This window comes from Arthrobacter livingstonensis, assembly GCF_003219815.1.
In the GTDB taxonomy this organism is placed as follows: Bacteria; Actinomycetota; Actinomycetes; order Actinomycetales; family Micrococcaceae; genus Specibacter; species Specibacter livingstonensis.
In genome coordinates this window covers 166,918-183,844 of sequence record NZ_QJVD01000001.1, presented here as the reverse complement: position 1 = coordinate 183,844, position 16,927 = coordinate 166,918, and the positions used below count along the sequence as shown (strand labels likewise).

The 16,927-nt window shown below is 66.1% G+C and carries 15 protein-coding genes; 8 read left to right on the top strand and 7 right to left on the bottom strand.

Annotated features, from left to right (window positions below):
- Positions 1–15 precede the first annotated feature (15 nt).
- The gene (locus CVV68_RS00780) at positions 16–702 is read left to right on the top strand and encodes an HAD-IA family hydrolase (protein ID WP_110499100.1); all 687 of its coding nucleotides are present in this window, start codon (positions 16–18) and stop codon (positions 700–702) included.
- Positions 703–771: 69 nt separating this feature from the next.
- Here the strand turns inward: CVV68_RS00780 and CVV68_RS00775 are convergent, their stop codons facing one another.
- Genes CVV68_RS00775 through CVV68_RS00765 form a run of 3 tightly spaced genes read right to left on the bottom strand, consistent with a single transcriptional unit; the run spans position 772 to position 3,144 of the window.
- On the bottom strand, positions 772–1,689 hold the full coding sequence (locus tag CVV68_RS00775) for a ketopantoate reductase family protein (RefSeq protein ID WP_110499099.1): 918 nt from the start codon (positions 1,687–1,689) through the stop codon (positions 772–774).
- Positions 1,686–2,177 carry a DUF2127 domain-containing protein gene (locus tag CVV68_RS00770; RefSeq protein ID WP_170133040.1) on the bottom strand — a complete coding sequence of 164 codons (492 nt, stop codon included), beginning with the start codon at positions 2,175–2,177 and terminating at the stop codon, positions 1,686–1,688. The genes CVV68_RS00775 and CVV68_RS00770 overlap by 4 nt, the downstream gene beginning before the upstream one ends.
- 40 nt (positions 2,178–2,217) lie before the next feature.
- Complete coding sequence (locus tag CVV68_RS00765; RefSeq protein ID WP_110499097.1) at positions 2,218–3,144, bottom strand: LysR substrate-binding domain-containing protein; 927 nt, start codon at positions 3,142–3,144, stop codon at positions 2,218–2,220.
- A gap of 168 nt (positions 3,145–3,312) precedes the next feature.
- Here CVV68_RS00765 and CVV68_RS00760 point away from each other — a divergent pair, with 168 nt between their 5' ends.
- The gene (locus CVV68_RS00760) at positions 3,313–4,704 is read left to right on the top strand and encodes an MFS transporter (protein ID WP_110499096.1); all 1,392 of its coding nucleotides are present in this window, start codon (positions 3,313–3,315) and stop codon (positions 4,702–4,704) included.
- A 129-nt stretch (positions 4,705–4,833) separates the two neighbouring features.
- Positions 4,834–5,232: a VOC family protein gene (locus CVV68_RS00755; protein ID WP_110499095.1), complete on the top strand. Its 399-nt coding sequence runs from the start codon at positions 4,834–4,836 to the stop codon at positions 5,230–5,232.
- 37 nt (positions 5,233–5,269) lie between these two features.
- Here the strand turns inward: CVV68_RS00755 and CVV68_RS00750 are convergent, their stop codons facing one another.
- Entirely contained in the window at positions 5,270–6,196 is a 927-nt protein-coding gene (locus tag CVV68_RS00750) for a 2-hydroxyacid dehydrogenase (protein WP_110499094.1), read from the bottom strand.
- 176 nt (positions 6,197–6,372) lie between these two features.
- Between CVV68_RS00750 and CVV68_RS00745 the strand changes: the two genes are divergently transcribed.
- Positions 6,373–7,566 carry a pyridoxal phosphate-dependent aminotransferase gene (locus tag CVV68_RS00745; RefSeq protein ID WP_110499093.1) on the top strand — a complete coding sequence of 398 codons (1,194 nt, stop codon included), beginning with the start codon at positions 6,373–6,375 and terminating at the stop codon, positions 7,564–7,566.
- Between the two features lie 57 nt (positions 7,567–7,623).
- On the opposite strand, the gene CVV68_RS00740 is transcribed toward CVV68_RS00745, so the two are convergent.
- The 3 genes from CVV68_RS00740 to CVV68_RS00730 form a co-directional block, all read right to left on the bottom strand.
- Entirely contained in the window at positions 7,624–9,003 is a 1,380-nt protein-coding gene (locus tag CVV68_RS00740; protein WP_110499092.1) for an MFS transporter, read from the bottom strand.
- Between the two features lie 188 nt (positions 9,004–9,191).
- The gene (locus tag CVV68_RS00735; RefSeq protein WP_110499091.1) at positions 9,192–9,677 is read right to left on the bottom strand and encodes a hypothetical protein; all 486 of its coding nucleotides are present in this window, start codon (positions 9,675–9,677) and stop codon (positions 9,192–9,194) included.
- Positions 9,658–11,604 (bottom strand): primary-amine oxidase, encoded by a 1,947-nt coding sequence (locus tag CVV68_RS00730; protein ID WP_110499090.1) that lies wholly within the window; start codon positions 11,602–11,604, stop codon positions 9,658–9,660. Before CVV68_RS00730 ends, CVV68_RS00735 begins: the two co-directional genes overlap by 20 nt.
- Before the next feature lie 143 nt (positions 11,605–11,747).
- Here CVV68_RS00730 and CVV68_RS00725 point away from each other — a divergent pair, with 143 nt between their 5' ends.
- The 4 genes from CVV68_RS00725 (at position 11,748) to CVV68_RS00710 (ending at position 16,846) form a co-directional block, all read left to right on the top strand.
- On the top strand, positions 11,748–12,398 hold the full coding sequence (locus tag CVV68_RS00725) for a TetR/AcrR family transcriptional regulator (protein WP_110499089.1): 651 nt from the start codon (positions 11,748–11,750) through the stop codon (positions 12,396–12,398).
- A 139-nt stretch (positions 12,399–12,537) separates the two neighbouring features.
- Positions 12,538–13,506 (top strand): AraC-like ligand-binding domain-containing protein, encoded by a 969-nt coding sequence (locus CVV68_RS00720; RefSeq protein WP_110499088.1) that lies wholly within the window; start codon positions 12,538–12,540, stop codon positions 13,504–13,506.
- A 159-nt stretch (positions 13,507–13,665) separates the two neighbouring features.
- Positions 13,666–15,075: an aldehyde dehydrogenase family protein gene (locus CVV68_RS00715; RefSeq protein ID WP_110499087.1), complete on the top strand. Its 1,410-nt coding sequence runs from the start codon at positions 13,666–13,668 to the stop codon at positions 15,073–15,075.
- 268 nt (positions 15,076–15,343) lie between these two features.
- Complete coding sequence (locus tag CVV68_RS00710) at positions 15,344–16,846, top strand: APC family permease (RefSeq protein ID WP_110499086.1); 1,503 nt, start codon at positions 15,344–15,346, stop codon at positions 16,844–16,846.
- The last annotated feature ends 81 nt before the right edge of the window (positions 16,847–16,927 follow it).

Sequence of the window (16,927 nt, the reverse complement as noted above, 5' to 3'; positions counted from 1 at the left end):
GGATAAGGTGGAGCCATGACAGCTCATGGTGCCTTGCCCGGCATAAAGGGGCAGATTCGGCAGTTCACGGTTCAGGCACTCCTGTTCGACCTGGACGGAACCCTCATTGATTCAACCGCGGCCACCGAACGGGCGTGGCGGCGCTGGGGCGAGATGATGGGCCTCGACGGTTTTTCCTACGGCAGCCACGGCGTGCCGGCGCAGGCACTGGTGGAACGGCACGTTGCCGCTGACCGGCATGCCGAGGGCTTTGAACTGATCAAGTCGCTGGAAACCGCCGATACCGCCGGGATTGTGCGCAAGGCAGGGGCAGCGGAGCTGCTGGCTTCACTGCCCGATGACGCGTGGACCATTGTCACTTCCTGCACGCAGGGGCTGGCCGAGGCCCGCCTGGAAGCAGCAGGCATCCGCGCCCCCGCCCACATGGTCACGGCGGACCAGGTGGCGAACGGCAAGCCGCACCCCGAACCTTTTTTGTTGGGCGCCTCCCGGTTGGGTGCCGACATCCGGCATTGCCTGGTGGTGGAGGACGCCCCGGCCGGGCTGGCCGCCGGCAGGGCCTCCGGTGCCGTGACGCTGGCGGTTGCCGGCACCTCGGCTGTGCAGGACCTTGACGCGCACTACGTGGTGGACAGCCTGGCCGGCGTATCCGCCGTCGCGCTGCCGCACGGCCGGATCCAGGTCACGCTGCCGGGACTTTAACGCGCCCTGACGGGTGGTTCCAGGCATCCCGTTTGTGCCATCCGTCCCGCTGATTCCCGGCCCGGCGCCCTAGAGCCGCCCGGCCTCGTGCACGCGCAGCTGCATCTGTGCCAGGTCAATCAGCGGAGTCTCCAGGCCCAGCTCGCGGGCGCGGCGGGCAAAGTCGCCCAGGATGGGTTCGGCCTCGTTCGGCAGACCGGCCGTGACATCGCGGTAGAGCGAAGACGTGAAGGTGGAGCCCGGCAGTGTCAGGAACCCCAGCGACTCCGCGATGACCGGGTCCGGCACCGGAAAGCCGGCCTCGGTGGAGACGGCGATGGCCTCGGCCAGGGCCGCGTGGACAAATTCGATGCCGCCCGGGACGGACACGATGGCACCGACCGGTCCGCGCATCAGGCACGTCACCACCCCCGCCGTGGCGATGAAAACCCATTTGTGCCACATGGCGGCGAGCGCGTCGGGGACGGCCTGCGCGGCATAGCCGGGAACATCGATCTCGGCGACGATCCGGCGCACGCGTTCGGACGGCCCGCCCCGCAGCTCGCCGACGTCCCAGGTGGCCAGGGGGTTGAGCTGAAGGATGCCGCCGTCGCCGTCAAGGGTGGTGACCACCTTGACGACGCCGCCGAGCAGCCTGTCCTCCCCGAATGCCGCGGCGAGCGCATCCATGTGGGCCATGCCGTTGAGGAAGGGGATGATCACGGTGTCCGGGCCCACCGCCGGAGCAAGGTCGGCGATGGCCGCGTCAAGTCCGGCCGCCTTGACCGTGACCACGACGACGTCGAACGGGACGTCCAGCTGCCCTGCCGTGAGAAGCTGCGGCTCGAGTCGCACGTCCTGGCCCAGTCCCGAAATCCGCAGGCCCCTTTCCCGCAGCACAGCCGCGCGGCCCCCGCGCACCAGGAAGGTGACGTCGCGTCCGGCCTGGGCCAGTCGTCCGCCAAAGTAGCCGCCCGTTGCCCCGGCCCCCACTACAAGAATTCTCATGCCATCTCTTTTCCTCGTCTGCGGTGCCTGCGGTATTCGTGCCAGGTCAGCACCACGATCAGGATATCGAACACTGTCAGGACCACCAGTCCCAGCGACGGGGTGAGAGTGAGCTGGTAGAACTGGTACAGGATGAAGATGACCAGGACGCCGATCATCCACGGGTACGCCCACAGTTTGTCCATCAGCAGCGCCGTCACGAGGACCACTTTTACAATGCCGTGGGCGAGCAGGTAGACGGCGGTGAAGGTCACGACGTGATCGCTAAGTCCGGTGGCTGTGCGCAGCACGTGGGTGGCAATGAAGTCGTTGGGATCCTCGGAAAGCTCCGGCTGGGTGACGAGGACGGCGAGCTGGTGGATCCTGTCCGGTGCGATAAACAGCAGAAGGGTCCCTGCCACCAGTTCAAGGACGCCGTCGAGTCCCTTGAGAATGATGCCGATGGCGAAGAACCTGTCCCACCAGTCCGTAAACTTCAGTACGGCCACGCCGCCTCCCAACCAAAATGCTGTTTGGAGCGTAGCACTGTCAGCCGGAGGGCGGCTGTGTTCCAGGGTTGCTGAACGTATCGACGGTGAAGTCGAGAAGGGCCTGTGCCCGCGGGCTGAGCCGGAGGTGTTCGGGCCAAATGCCGGCCATGGTCGTCTGGCTGGCCGGCGGTTCGAGGGGGCGCACGGCCACGGGCAGTCCCTCCAGGCTGACCGGGGCCCAGTTGGGACGGGACATCAAAAGGCCGTAGCCCAGGCCACGGCCCACCAGGGCCTGGACCAGGATGATCTGCGGCATGTTCGCCACGATGGTCGGACTAAGCCCGCGGTCCGCAAAGACGCGGTTCGTGTTGGCCGTGCTGGGGCTGGAGTCGTACATGATCAGCGGTTCCGGGGCCAGCTGGGCGAGGTCGACGGTCTCCTGTTGCGCCAGCGGATGGTCAACCGGCAGCACCGCCTGCAGCTCGGTCTCGTAGATGGTTCGACGCCGGAATCCCGGCGGCAGTTCCATGTCGTAAACAATTGCCAGGTCCAGCCGGCCGTTCTCCAGCGCGGGCAGCAGCTCGTCGTGGGTGCCGACCACAACCTCCACGTCGACGCCTGGATGGAGCCTGGGGAAGCCATCCAGGATGGCGGGCAGCACGCTGGCGGCGAAGCTGGCGAAGCAGCCCAGCTTTACGGGCCCCTTCAACTGCCCCGTGGCGCCGCTCATCTCCGCCACCAGGTCCTCCGCCTCGTTCAGCAGTGCCCGGGCCCGTACCGCAAAGTATTCCCCGGCAGGGGTCAGCTTCAGCCCCCTCGCCTTGCGGCGGATGCACAGCTGCTCACCCACGGACCGTTCCAGCCGCGTGACCGCCTGGGAGAGCGCGGATTCGGAGAAGTGCAGGGATGCGGCTGCGTCGCTGAGCGTGGGAAAGTCCGCGAGTGCCACAAACAGCTCCAGCTGGCGGAAGGTGAACTTGGACAAGAATCTCTTCTTTCATAAAGCCGAATAAGTATGCCTATTTTTATAAGTTTACTCACGGAAGTTTTACTGTGACACTGACTACACCCCGTCAGCCCGGTCTACCGGCGCGTCCCGCGCGCGCAGGGCCGGCCGTGATCCCCGGATCAAAAAATCAAGGACTTTCGACCCATGAACACCACAGCAGCCGTTGACACACGGCGCACGCAGCGACGCGTCGCGTTTGCAACCCTCATCGGCACCACCGTCGAGTGGTACGACTACTTCATCTACGCCACGGCCGCCGGACTGGTGTTTGCCCACCTGTTCTTTGAGCCGGCCGGCGCCCAGATCGGGCTGCTGCTCGCCTTTGCCTCCGTGGGCATCAGCTTCCTGTTCCGCCCGCTCGGCGCTTTCCTGGCCGGCCACTTCGGCGACAGAATCGGCCGCAAGGCCATGCTCGTGCTGACTCTTTTACTGATGGGCCTGAGCACCATGTTGATCGGCGTGCTGCCCACCTTTGAGACGGCCGGCGTGCTGGCCCCGGTGCTGCTGCTGGTCCTGCGCATCCTGCAGGGTGTCTCCGCGGGCGGCGAATGGGGCGGGGCGGTCCTGATGGCTGTCGAGCACGCGCCCGCCAACAAGCGCGGGCGGGCAGGCTCGTTCCCGCAGCTCGGCGTGCCGCTGGGGCTGCTTCTGGCCTCCGGCATCATGGCGCTGATGACCGGCGTCATCGCCCCCGGCGAAGCATTCCTGGCGTGGGGCTGGCGCATCCCGTTCCTGCTGAGCTTTGTGCTGATCGGCGTGGGCTACTTTGTGCGCCGTGCCGTGGAGGAGAGTCCGGTGTTCCTGGAGATCGCGGAAAAGAAGCAGCAGCCCAAGGTTCCCATCGTCGAACTGTTCCGCAAGCACTGGCTCCTGGTCATCCTGGCAGCGCTGGTGTTTGTGGGCAACAACGCGGCCGGCTACATGGCCACGGGGGGCTTCATCCCCAGCTACGCCACCAACCCCGACGGCATCGTCGGCCTGGCGAAGACGCCCGTGTTGATCGCCATGACCTTTGCCGCGGCCATGTGGCTGGTCTTCACGGCGCTCGCCGGTTCCATGTCGGACAAAATCGGGCGCAAGCGCACCTACATTGTCGGTTACATCGCCATGGCCCTGACAGTGTTCCCGCTCTTCCTGTTGATCAACACCGGCGAACTCTGGGCCCTGTACCTGGCGCTGCTGCTGCTCACCTTTGGCCTGGGCCTGACCTACGGCCCGCAGGCGGCCTGGTACAGCGAGATCTTCCCGGCCTCGGTCCGCTTCTCCGGCGTCTCCATCTCCTACGCCATCGGCGCCATCCTGGGCGGCGCCTTCTCCCCCTTGATCGCCCAATGGCTGCTGCAGGCCACCGGCACCAGCCTCGCCATCTCCGGCTACCTGCTGCTCACCACGCTCATCGGACTGGCCGCGGTCTTGATGCTCAAGGACCGCTCCGGGATCAACCTCAGCATCACCAACCAGGCCGAACAGGAGGTTGGTGCCACCGTCTTTGACAAGCGCCAGCCCTCGGCCGCGGCGGCTCCCGGGCAGGCTTGACGCAAGCAGGAAGCACGACGGCGGCACCCTCCTTGGGTGCCGACGTCGTGCTGTGATCGCGGACCCATCGCGCCGGCAGGGCGCCAATCGGCGGGCGGGGTAATCTGGAATCGAGGTAAGGAGAAAGCCATGCCCGCGTTCGGAACACCGTCCCACATCGACCTGTCAGTTTCCGACGCCGAGGCGAGTGCAGCTTGGTACTGCCGGGTGCTGGGCTTAAGGCGCGTGCGCCGGGTCGATCTGGACAACCGCGCAATGATCGTGCTTTCGCATGAGCCAACCGGTCTGGTGATCGGCCTCAATCAGCACGCGGTGGTACCGATCGCCCGGTTTGACGACCGAAACGTCGGCCTGGACCACATAGGATTCAGTGTCAGTTCCCGCAGGGAGCTGGATGTCTGGGAAAAGCACCTTGCAGACCAGGACGTTTTCCATTCCCCGGTGGAAGAGACCCCCCATGGTGCTGCACTGGTGTTCCGTGATCCGGACAATATCCAGCTTGAATTCTGGTGGCCCCGCCGGCACTGAGCATCAGCCGTCCGGGGCGGGCGGACCGGTCCGGGGGTCAGGTCCGTACAACGACGTTCAGCGGCTCGTCACCGCGAAGCATGCCTTCGGCCTGACGGCGCAGCAGGCGCGCCATCCTTGGCAGCATGGCACTTGACGCGCCGCCAACGTGCGGGCTAATCAAGACGTTTGGCAAATCAAACAACGGGTGTCCGTCGGGCAGCGGCTCGGGATCCGTCACGTCGAGGGCGAACCGCAGCCGGCCGCGGCGGGCATGGTCAAGCACGGCGCGGGTATCAGCGACGGCACCGCGGGCGATGTTCACCACCAATGCGCCATCACGCATGAGTGAGAGGAACCCATCGTTGATCAAGTGCGTGGTGTCGGCGCTAAGCGGGACTCCGACCACGACGATGTCAGCCTGGGGCAGTAGCGACGGGAGCTCGTCGATGCCGTGCACGTGCCCGCCGGCTTCCTCGCGGGCACGTGTGGCGACACGCACCACGGTTGTCTCGAACCCGCGGAGCCGCTCCTCAATTGCCTTGCCAACGCCGCCGTGACCGACAAGCAACACGGTGCGGTCGGCGAGGGACGGCCGTCGCAGCGGCGCCCAGGTGCCCTGTCCGGCTGACCTGACAAATTCAGGCAGGCCACGTTGGGATGCCAGAATGAGCGCCACCGCCAGCTCCGCCGTCGAGGTCTCGTGCACGGAGACCGCGTTGGCGAACACGTTCCCCGGGGGGAGCGCGTCCGCAACGCCGTCGAAGCCAATGGACTGGCTTTGCACGAGCCTGGCCGTGACACCATTCAATGCTGCCAGCAACCCCGTTCCGCCCATGTATGGCGGCACCACGATGTCGATCGAGGCAGCGGGCGGAGGGCCGGCCATGTCCCATTCGACGATCTCGACACCCTCGGGCACCGCTCCGAACGCTTCCCGCAAGGCCGCATCGGGAACACTGACAAGTACGTGTTTCTGTCCCATCCCTTGAGGATAGCCCAGAGCGGTCGTACGATCAGGATAAGTCCCCACGCCCTCCCCGGCTTCGTTCCTCAGCCGGGGCCCCGCGGGCGCGTGGGCCCAACCACGCGCTCGCGGCTTCGTTCCTCAGCCGGGGCCCCGCGGGCGCGTGGGCCCAGCCAACAGGAAAGAGGTGGCCCGTGGAACTTGCGGGACGTTTAGACCGGCTCGGCACCGAGACCGCGTTTGCGGTCTCCCAGGCTGCCGCCCAGTGGGCTGCACAGGGACACCAAGTTTATCCATTCCACCTCGGTGACATCGATCTTCCAACTCCGCAAAACATCGTCGAGGCCATGGACAAGGCCATTGCCGACGGCTTGACGGGTTATTGCCCTGCGGCCGGAATACCGCTGTTGCGTGAAGCACTCGCCGACGACATCGGCGCCAAGCGCGGGATGACAATCGGCCCGGACCAGGTGACCGTGCATCCGGGAGGCAAGCCGGTGATCAACCGGTTCATCCAGGCGCTCATGGATCCGGCGGACGAGGTCCTCTACCCCAATCCGGGCTACCCCATCTATGAGAGCCAGATCGAATACTTCGGCGGCGTCGCCCGCCCGTACCGCTACATCCCCACGGACGACGGCTTCGCCATCGATCTTGGGCAGCTCGAGTCAATGATTGGCCCCAAGACCAAGGCCATCATCTTCAACGACCTGCAAAACCCCATGGGGGCGGAATCCACCGAGGCCGAACGCCGGGCCATTGCCGAGCTGGCCCTGCGGCACAATCTGTGGGTGCTCTCCGACGAGGCCTATTTTGAGATGCGCTATTCGGGTTCGTCCCACTCGATTGCGGCGCTGCCCGGCATGGCCGAGCGCACGGTCATCCTATACACCTTCAGCAAAAAGTTCGCGATGACCGGCTGGCGGCTCGGGTGTGCCGTTGCCCCGCGGAAGGTCTCCGAGGCGTTCGCCAAGCTCAACATCAACGACGAGTCCTGCACAGCCCACTTTGTCCAGCGCGCAGGGGTGGAGGCCATCCGCGGCGACCAGTCGGGCCCGCGGGCCATCCTCGCCGAGCTGGAGGCCCGCCGCGATGCCACCGCCGAACTGCTCAACTCCATGGCGGGAATCAGCGTTGCCAAACCGAACGCCACGTTTTACCTGTTCCCTGACGTCACGGGAGCCATGGCGGTGAAAGGCATCAAGGAGTTGCCGGATTTCGCCACGGAGGCACTGCATGCGACGGGCGTGTCGTTTTGCACCCGCCTGCATTTTGGCCGGCCCCAGCCAGGGGAAGACCGCTCCCATGCCCGGTTCGCATATTCCGGTCTGCCGGTCGCTGACATTCAAGAAGGTCTGGGTCGGCTCAAGGCGTGGCTTGAAATGTGAGCGACGGCGGCCGGCGGGTTCCCGGCAATAAAGCCGCGCACCCGCTTGGCGCCGCCGCTATTTCCCGTCGGACGCCCCTTCGGCGGACCCATCGGCGGCCAGGCGCACGAGTTCGTCATCGAGGTCCTCCACGTGCAGGTTGTTCCCGCGCGTCTCGCCAACCCACAGCACGGCGGCGACCGAGACTACCGTCAACGCCATGATGTATAGCGCGATGGAGCCGGACCAGCCGGTCTTCTGCAGCAAAACCTCGGCGACGGTGGCGGCGAAGGCCCCGCCGAGGATGGCGCCGATCGCGTAACCAATGGAGATGCCCGAGTAACGGATGTGCGCCGGGAACATCTCGGCGTACATGGCCGACTGCGGGCCGTAGGACAGACCCAGTCCGATCGTCAGGACAAAGACGCCCAGTCCGTAGAAGAACACGCTGCCGGTATCCACCAGGAGAAACATCGGGATCATCCAGACGAACACCAGCGCGTACCCGGCCAGGAACGTGGCGCGGCGCCCGATCTTGTCCGAGAGCCAGCCGCCGACCAGAGTGAAGATCAGCCAGCCGACGGAGCCGATGGTGGTGGCCAGCAGCACGGGGGCCACCGGCATGTGCAGGACCTTGGTGGTGTAGGCGATGAAGAACGCGATGACCAGGTAGCCTGCGGCATTGTTGGAGACGAAGATCAAGGCCGCCTGAATGACCTGCTTGGTGTTGGTCTGGAACAGCTGCTTGAGCGGGGTGTGCTCGGAGGCCTTGCGGAGCGCCAGCTGCTTGAAGATAGGAGACTCTTCCACCGCACGGCGGATCAAGTACCCGACAATGACGAGCACCACCGAGAGCAGGAACGGGATGCGCCAGCCCCAGGCAGTGAACTGCTCCGGCGTCATGATGGTGCGCAGGATGAACAGCATGCCCGTGGCCAGGATCATGCCCAGCGGCACACCGATCTGCGGGTAGGCGCCGAAGTAGCCGCGCCGGCCGGCCGGGGCGTGTTCGACGGCCATCAGCGCGGCACCGCCCCATTCACCGCCGGCGGAGAAGCCCTGGATGACCCGCAGCAGCACCAGCAGCAGCGGCGCGCCCAGGCCGATCTGGTCATAGGTCGGCAGCAGGCCGATCAAGGCGGTGGCCGCACCCATGAGGATCAGCGTGAGCACCAGGATGCGTTTGCGGCCATATTTGTCTCCCAAGTGCCCGGCAACGATGGCGCCGAGGGGACGGAAGAGGAAGGAGATGCCGATCATGGCGAACGCCAGGATCTGGCCGAGGCCGGGGTTGCTCTCGCTCAGGGGCTTGAGGAAAAGCGGGGTCAGCAGCGTCGCCGTGAGCTGGGCGAAGATGAAAAAGTCGTACCATTCGATGGTGGTGCCGACCAGTGTTCCGGCGAGGACCCGGCGGGCCTCGGAACGGCGGGTTGGTGTCGTTGTCGATGAGGGGGGCATGCGAACTCCATCGTTCGGCGCGGGTGCGCGGATTCTTCAGGTGGTAAATTACCGACCGTTCGGACGGTAATAAAGTTCGGGCCAGCGTACCACGAATTGTGGGCAAACTCACAACAAACCGTGGTAGCTACAGGCCACGGCCGGTCTGCCGGGGCTGATCCGCCCGGAGCCTGAGCGCCTGAGCCCAGTCAATCCGCGGCGCAGGCCCGCGAGCGCCGCATCACCCACGCGGCCAGCATGGCAACGGCCAGCTCCACGGCAACGATGCAGAGCATCGAGGTCGATTGCGGCATCGCGCCGACCATGCCGCCATCAGCCATGGATGACGTGGCGTCCATGGAACCCATGCCACCGTGGCCGCGCCCTTCCATGGAGCCCGGCGCCAGGAGCAGGACGGCATGCACGGCCACCATCGTCAGGGCCATCCCGTAGAGCAGCCGCACGCTCCGGCCGTGGCCGCGGCGCCACACGGCAACGGCACACGGCAGGCAGGCCGCGGCCATCAGGAGCATGAGCATGCCTTCCCACGGCATGGCACGGTGCTCCCACCCCATCCACAGGTGCGCTCCGACGGATGCAAGGGCAATGGCTGCGCACAGGCGGGCAGGCATCCCGGCGTCGGCCGGCCCAAGCACTCCGACACGGTTGCCGGCATCAGCAGTGGCAGTGGTCATCGCCCTCGGCCCCGCTGTGGTGGCTGGCGCCGGATTGGCTGCTGGCCGGCACGTCCAGCACCGGGCTGCGGTCAAAGAAGCCTTCGGGGCGCAGCTTGAACCCCACGGAGTCCACAGGCATGATCGGCCAGTCCTCCACGCGCGGGAAGTGCGTCAGGCCGAAGGTGTGCCAGAGTACGATGTCCTGGCCGTCCAACTCGCGGTCCGCCGCGATGTAGGCGGGCAGTCCGGCACCGCCGCCGTGCTGGTTGACGAAGTCGCCGGTCGGGTAGTGCTCGCCTTCGGCAAACTGTGTGACCCAGAGGTCCTTCGTGGCAAAGGCGGCGCGCCGGGCCACCGACGACTCCGGGTCGGCCAGCAGCATGGGCTGGCCCTGGGGGTGCAGCTTGTAGCCCACGGGCTCGCCCAGTCGGTTCAGGGACGTCGGGTTGGTGACCACCCACGTACGCCCCGCGCGCATGTCCGCCTCCCGGACGGCGTCGGACTCCCTGGCCAGGATGGTCCGCTTGCGGGTAAACGCGTTGCCGCGCTCGTTGCCCTCGCCCATGGGGACGCGCACCACGTCCTCCTCCTCGACGCGGTTGGCCAGCCCGTCCAGGGCCATGTCCAGGCGCGCCCCGAACAGGTGCTGGTGGTACGGCGCGCCCAGGCCGGGGGCGAGTTCCGAGGCGTAGGGGTAGCCCTTGCCGGGGTAGGCGCTGGTGAAGACGACGCCGGTGGCCTTGGCCTCGAACTCGATGGTGCCGTCCAGGTAGAGGTACCAGTAGAAGCCGTAATCGTAGTTGCCGATGGTGGTGAAGAAGGAGACCACCAGGCGGCGGTTGCGGCGCGTGTAGTCGATCCCGGTCCACAGGTCGGAGTGCTTGGAGAGGATGGACCAGTCCTCCTCGTGCATGCAGATGCCGTTGCGGATCTCGCGGGGGTTGCCGAAGGCGTCGCTGATGACCGGGCTCAGGTACGTGATTTCGCCGAGGCAGTCGCAGCCCAGTTCCAGGGAGTTGGCGTACTGGCCCACCAGGTATTCACCGGTGTCGAAGTAGTTTTGCCAGGACCGCACCGGGGAGGGGTCCCCGTAGGGCACCACCATTTCGGCGATCGAGGCGCGCTTGATGATGGAGCGGCGGCGGCCGCCGTCGTCGAACGCCAGGTTGTGCAGGATCACACCTTCGCGGGCATCAAAGCCCACATCAAGGCTCCACTTCTCCCACTCGATGTGGTTGCCGCCCGTGACGGTGAAGCTGGGCCCTTCGGACTGCGTGATGCTGATCGGCTTTTGCGTTTCCCGCAAGGGGCCCGTCAGCTCCGGGTCGGTGTAGTTGCCGTGCTCGGCCGGAACGGGGACCACGCCGTAGTCCAAAACGGCGTCGACGCTTTTGTTGGTGACGTCGACATACGCCACCAGACCATCCACCGGGTGCGCCCACGGGCTGTCCTCCGGGAAGTCCTGGACAAAAGCGAGCCCGCGCAGGATCCGGCGGCCCAACTCCAACGGGTACTCAAAGACGCCGGCGGAGAGCGGGGCCACGCGCACCTTGGCGACATCGAGATTCCGGGCCCCGAGCGCCTTGAGCCAGTCAGGATGCGTGGCAAGGATTTCCTCCACCACCGCGAACTCCTCCTCGAGCACGGGCAACTCACCCGTGACGGCCGTGTCAAGTTCGACGGCGGATTCCACGGTTCCGCGGGTCACGGAGACCACCACGTCCTTGGGGGCGGCGCCGGAAACGTCGTGCAGGAACACGCGGTAACGGCGGTTCACCGGCGAATCCTCCTGCTGTCCCCGGGGCGGGTCCAAAAGCCCCAGGTAGGCGATGCGTGCGGACTCCCCCAGCAGTCCGGCGTCGTGCAGGATGTCCCGCACTGAGATAATTTCGTCGGCGGAGGCCAGCGAGTGGGGTGCGACGTCGACGTCGGTGGTGGCTGTCATGGCTACTCTTTCCGTGGATGGCGGCCGGGATCCGGACGCCCGCATTTTTTATTCTATGATTGTAGAGAATACTCGCACGTAAGATGCATCACAAGGGGTCGGGCCACTTCGCTTGGCCCGCGCCGCCCGTCTGGAGAATTTAAGTGCCGAAGATTGTCAACCACGACCAGCGGCGGCTTGAGCTGGTCGACGCCACCTGGCGCATCATTGCCCGGCACGGGATCGAGGGCGCCACCATGCGCGAGATCGCGGCGGAGGCCGGCTTTGCCAACGGCGCATTGAAGCCCTACTTCCCCACGAAGGACGAGCTACTCACCTTCGCCTTCGGGCACGTCTTCAACCGGACCAATCAGCGCATTGCGGACATGTCGGCCGGCAAGGTCGGGATGGAGGCGCTGCGCGCCTTTTGCCAGGAGGTCCTGCCCCTGGACGAGGACCGGATCAACGAGGCCCGCATCGTCATCCCGTTCTGGCAGAAGGCCCTGACCGACCCCGCCAAGGCCGAGCTGCATGAATCGTCCATGAACCAGTGGCGCGCCGCCATGGAGGGATACCTTCGCCAGGCGCGGGACCGGGGGGAGGTCACCGCCGCCGTCGGTGACGAGGACATCGTCAACCAGCTGATGAGCATGCTCCTCGGAGCCCAAATCATCGCCGCCATGTCCCCCGGGGAACATCTGCCGGCCCAATTGAACGCCCAACTGGACGCCTATCTGCTGCTGCTAAACCCTGCGGATGAAACCGCACGGCGGCAGGGACAAACTTTTTATTCGACAATCGTCGAAAATAAGTGACAGCCGCCACGCAAGCAACTAGAGTGATTCAAAAGTGTTGTCCGCCACAGTTCCGCCCGGCCGCCGCCACGGCGCCGGGACGTCCGACGGCGGACAGCAAATTCCCGCCCACAGGCCTGGACCACACTAGGGACCTCGAATGCCCGTCACCGCCGCACCCGAAACCGCCGACGCCGTCCAAACCGCCGTCGCCCACTCCTTTTCCGCGTGGCACGATCTCATCTCCGAATCCTTCGTGCCGTTGCATGTCCGCTCCAGCGACCCCGACCATTTTCACGGCCGGCTGCGCTCCCGGCTCCTGGACGAGCTGGCCATCGTTGAGGTCACGGCCACGGGCCACAGCGTCCACCGCACACCGTCGCTGATCGCCCGTTCGGACCGCCCGTATTTCAAGCTCAACCTGCAGCTGGCCGGCAGCGGGATCCTGGTCCAAGACAACCGCGAGGCCGTCCTGCGCCCCGGCGACCTTGCCGTGTATGACACCCACCGTCCTTACACGCTGGCCTTTGAGTCCGATTTCCGCACGCTGGTGCTGATGTTCCCCCACGATGCCCTCGACCTTCCGGCCGGTTCGGTGGGCCGGCTAACGGCCACGCGGATGGCCGCCGACAAGGGACTCGGACGGATGATCAGTCCCTTCATGACCCAGCTGGCGGAAAATCTCGACGTGCTTTCCGGCCCGAGCGGGCACCGGCTGGCCCACAACACCGTGGACCTGCTGAGCACCCTGTTTGCCGCGGAGCTGGACCAGGCACCGGACGACCCAAGGCGCCCGCATGACGAACTTCTGGGCAGCATCCGCCGCTTCATCGAGGCAAACCTGGCCGACCCGGAACTGTCCCCGGCAGGCATCGCGGCGGCACACTTCATCTCCACCCGGCACCTGCACAACGTCTTCCAGGAGGCGGGGACAACGGTGTCCCACTGGGTCCGCACACGACGGCTGGAGAATTGCCGGAGAGAACTGCGCGACCCCCTCCTGGGACACCGCCCCGTCAGCGTCATCGCCGCCCGTTGGGGCTTCCTGGACGCGGCGCACTTTAGCCGCATTTTCCGCGCCGCCTTCGGCGAAACCCCCAGCACGTATCGCAGCCCTTCCGGGACCTGAAGCTGTTCGGCGCACGGCGGCAGGGTTGTTCGCCTTGGGACAACAGGCTTTCGCGCAATGACAAGACAGCGGGCCGGCGGTCAATCAAACTTGAGGCATCAAGGAACCACAGCATTGCCCCCACGGGCTTTGCACCTACCGATTCGGAGTGGAGTTTTCATGGAAACGTACGCTGACCTTCTCACGGCGATTGCACCGGCCTCCGGCGAAACCCGGACCATATTCGACCCGGCCACCGGTGATTCGGTGGGCGAGGCGCCGGTCCACACCGTTGAGGACCTGGAGCGAGCCGTCGACGCCGCCACTGCCGCCCAGCCCGCATGGGCGGCACTAAGCCACGAGGCACGCAGCGCGGCGCTGCTTTTGGCAGCCGACGCCGTCGAACGCAATGCCGAAGAGCTCGCCCGGCTGCTCTCCCGCGAGCAGGGAAAGCCACTCAACGGCCCCAATGCCCGCTTCGAAGTCGGTGCCTGCTCCGCCTGGCTGCGCACCGCCGCCGGAACCGAGCTGGCCGCCGAGACCGTGGTGGACGACGGCGAAACGCACGCCGAGATCCACTACCGCCCCATCGGCGTCATCGGCGCCATCGGCCCGTGGAACTGGCCCATGATGATCACCATCTGGCAGATCGCCCCGGCACTGCGCATGGGCAACGCCGTGGTCGTCAAACCGTCCGAGTACACCCCGCTGAGCGTGCTGGCCCTGATCCACGTACTGAACCAGGAACTTCCCGTGGGCCTGCTCTCGGTGGTCAGCGGCGGCAGGGAGGTCGGCGCCCGCCTGGCCGAACACCCCGCGATCGGCAAGATCATGTTCACCGGCTCCACGGCAACGGGGAAGGCCATCATCAAGTCCTCGGCCGGGACCGTCAAGCGCCTGACCCTGGAACTCGGCGGCAACGACGCCGGCATCGTGCTCCCCGACGCCGATCCCAAGGCCATCGCCGAGGACCTCTTCTGGGGCGCGTTCATCAACACCGGCCAGACCTGCGCGGCGCTGAAGCGCCTCTACGTCCACGAGGACATCTACGACGCGGTCTGCGAGGAACTCACCAAAGTCGCCGCTGCGATGCCCATGGGCGTGGGACTGGATGAAAACAACGTGCTGGGCCCGCTGCAGAACAAGGCGCAGTTCGACATCGTTGCCCGCCTTGTGGAAGCTGCCAGGAACTCCGGCGCGCGCGTGCTGTTGGGCGGCAACCCGGAGGCGGGACAGCCCGGCTACTTTTACCCCACCACGCTTGTTGCCGACATCGACAACAACAACCCGCTCGTGACCGAGGAACAGTTCGGCCCGGCACTGCCCATCATCAGCTACAGCACCGTCGACGAGGCAGTGGAGATGGCAAACGGGCTCGACGTCGGACTCGGCGCTTCCGTCTGGTCCTCCGACCTGGACCTGGCCCGCAGCGTCGCGGCACGCATCCAGGCCGGCACCGTGTGGATCAACAAGCACGGCGCCGTGGACCCCCGCATCCCGTTCGGCGGGGCAAAGCAGTCCGGCTACGGGCTCGAATTCGGCGTCGAAGGCCTCAAGGCCCTCGGCGTGCCCCAGGTGATCAACGGCTAAGGGCACCACCCAACCCTGCCGGGCCCACAGCCGAGGAGCCCGTTGCCCGGGCCCGCGTGGCCGGGGACTTGCGGGCCATGGGGGCGCCCGGGGAGGGGCCACCGCTGTGGCGGCGGCCCCTCCCCTGCCGCGTCCCGCGGCAACCCCGCCGTTGATGGGCCCGCTGAAGTCCTGCACTGACAGTCAATGGCGGTGCCGGGAATAACAAGCCACCACCTGTGATGGCTGACACACTCGGTGTATCGTTATTCTCCCAATGGAGGTTTTAATGTCACACGAACAAACCCTCCCGCCCACCGGCACCGTCGCCGGCGGCGGAAGCAGCAAAGGACTAAGCAAGCGCACGCTCGGTGTGCCCGCGCTCGTCTTCATGATCATCGCCGCATCCGCCCCGTTGACCGTGGTGGCTGGCGGCATCCCCAGCAACTTCGCCGTCACCGGAAACGTCGGGATCCCCCTGTCCTTCATCGTCCTCGGCGTGTGCCTGGCCCTGTTCGCGGTCGGCTACGCGGCCATGAGCGCCCACATCCGCAATGCCGGGGCGTTTTACGCCTACATTGCCCAGGGCATCGGCCGCGCCACCGGGGTTGGCGCCGCCTGGGTGGCATTGATCTCCTACAACGCGATGCAAATCGGGATCTACGGCCTCTTCGGCTTTGCCTCGGCGTCCTTCGTCAATGCCAAATTTGGGCTCAACGTCCCCTGGTGGGTCACCGCGCTGGTGGGCTTCGTCATTGTCGGCTGGCTGGGCATTAACAAAGTGGACTTGTCCGCCAAGATCATCGGCGTCCTCGTGGGGCTGGAATTCGTGGCCGTCATCGTCTTCGACGTGATCGCGTTCACCGTGAGCCCGGAAGGTGTCAGCGGTGCCGGATTGGCGCCGTCGAACTTGTTCACGGCCGGAGTCGGTGCGGCCCTGGCCTTTAGCATGGCTGCCTTCATGGGCTTTGAATCGGCCGCCATCTACAGCGAGGAGGCCAAGGATCCTGCCCGGTCCATTGCCCGGGCCACCTATATTGCCGTCGGCATCATTTCGCTCTTCTACGCCTTCTCCGGCTGGGCCATGACCATCGGTACGGGTCCGGGCCAGATCATTGCGGAGTCGCAGAAATTTGGTCCGGACCTGCTGTTCGTCTTCCTCTCCGGCCACGGCGCCGTGATCGTCTCCGACATTGCCCAAGTGCTGTTCATCACCAGCCTCCTGGCGGCGCTGATCGCGTTCCACAATGCGGTGGCCCGGTATGTGTTCTCGCTGGGCCGCGAAAGCGTGCTGCCACGCGGCTTTGCCCGCGTCAACGCCCGGCACGCCCCCGTGGCCGGATCGCTAACGCAGTCCGTGCTGGCCCTGGTCATGCTGGCCGTGTTTGCCATCGCAGGGATTGGCTCCCCGCTCGGGGAACTGTACCCGGTCCTGACGTTCTTCACGTGGCTGACCAACACGGCGGCCTTCGGCCTGGTGCTGCTCCTGGTCCTGATCTCGGTGGCGGTCATCGGCTACTTCCGCAAGCACACGGCCGGGTATTCCCTGTGGACCCGGGTCGTCGCGCCGGCCCTGGCCGCGCTGACGCTGGGCACGGTGTTCGTGCTGATCGTGGTGAACTTCAACGTCCTGATCGGCTCGGACGGGTTCTCCCCCCTTTCCTGGATCCTGCCGGCGCTGGTGGTGGTGCCCGGCATTGCCGGGCTGTTCTGGGGCCTCCGGCTGAAGAAGCACCGTCCTGAGATCTACCGGGGCATCGGCTTTGGCGGGGCGCCGGACACCTCCGCCTGACGCTTCATTCCACGCTGCCAAGGGCGGCCCGGCCTATGCCGGGCCGCCCTTGCGCGTCTTGGCGCATTCCACCTGACATGC

Excerpts from the sequence above, each read along its gene's own strand:
- CVV68_RS00715 (WP_110499087.1), top strand. The coding sequence starts at position 13,666 with ATGGAAACGTACGCTGACCTTCTCACGGCGATTGCACCGGCCTCCGGC.
- CVV68_RS00750 (WP_110499094.1), bottom strand. The coding sequence starts at position 6,196 with ATGGGACAGAAACACGTACTTGTCAGTGTTCCCGATGCGGCCTTGCGG.
- CVV68_RS00710 (WP_110499086.1), top strand. The coding sequence starts at position 15,344 with ATGTCACACGAACAAACCCTCCCGCCCACCGGCACCGTCGCCGGCGGC.
- CVV68_RS00730 (WP_110499090.1), bottom strand. The coding sequence starts at position 11,604 with ATGACAGCCACCACCGACGTCGACGTCGCACCCCACTCGCTGGCCTCC.
- CVV68_RS00740 (WP_110499092.1), bottom strand. The coding sequence starts at position 9,003 with ATGCCCCCCTCATCGACAACGACACCAACCCGCCGTTCCGAGGCCCGC.
- CVV68_RS00735 (WP_110499091.1), bottom strand. The coding sequence starts at position 9,677 with ATGACCACTGCCACTGCTGATGCCGGCAACCGTGTCGGAGTGCTTGGG.
- CVV68_RS00755 (WP_110499095.1), top strand. The coding sequence starts at position 4,834 with ATGCCCGCGTTCGGAACACCGTCCCACATCGACCTGTCAGTTTCCGAC.
- CVV68_RS00775 (WP_110499099.1), bottom strand. The coding sequence starts at position 1,689 with ATGAGAATTCTTGTAGTGGGGGCCGGGGCAACGGGCGGCTACTTTGGC.
- CVV68_RS00780 (WP_110499100.1), top strand. The coding sequence starts at position 16 with ATGACAGCTCATGGTGCCTTGCCCGGCATAAAGGGGCAGATTCGGCAG.
- CVV68_RS00720 (WP_110499088.1), top strand. The coding sequence starts at position 12,538 with ATGCCCGTCACCGCCGCACCCGAAACCGCCGACGCCGTCCAAACCGCC.
- CVV68_RS00760 (WP_110499096.1), top strand. The coding sequence starts at position 3,313 with ATGAACACCACAGCAGCCGTTGACACACGGCGCACGCAGCGACGCGTC.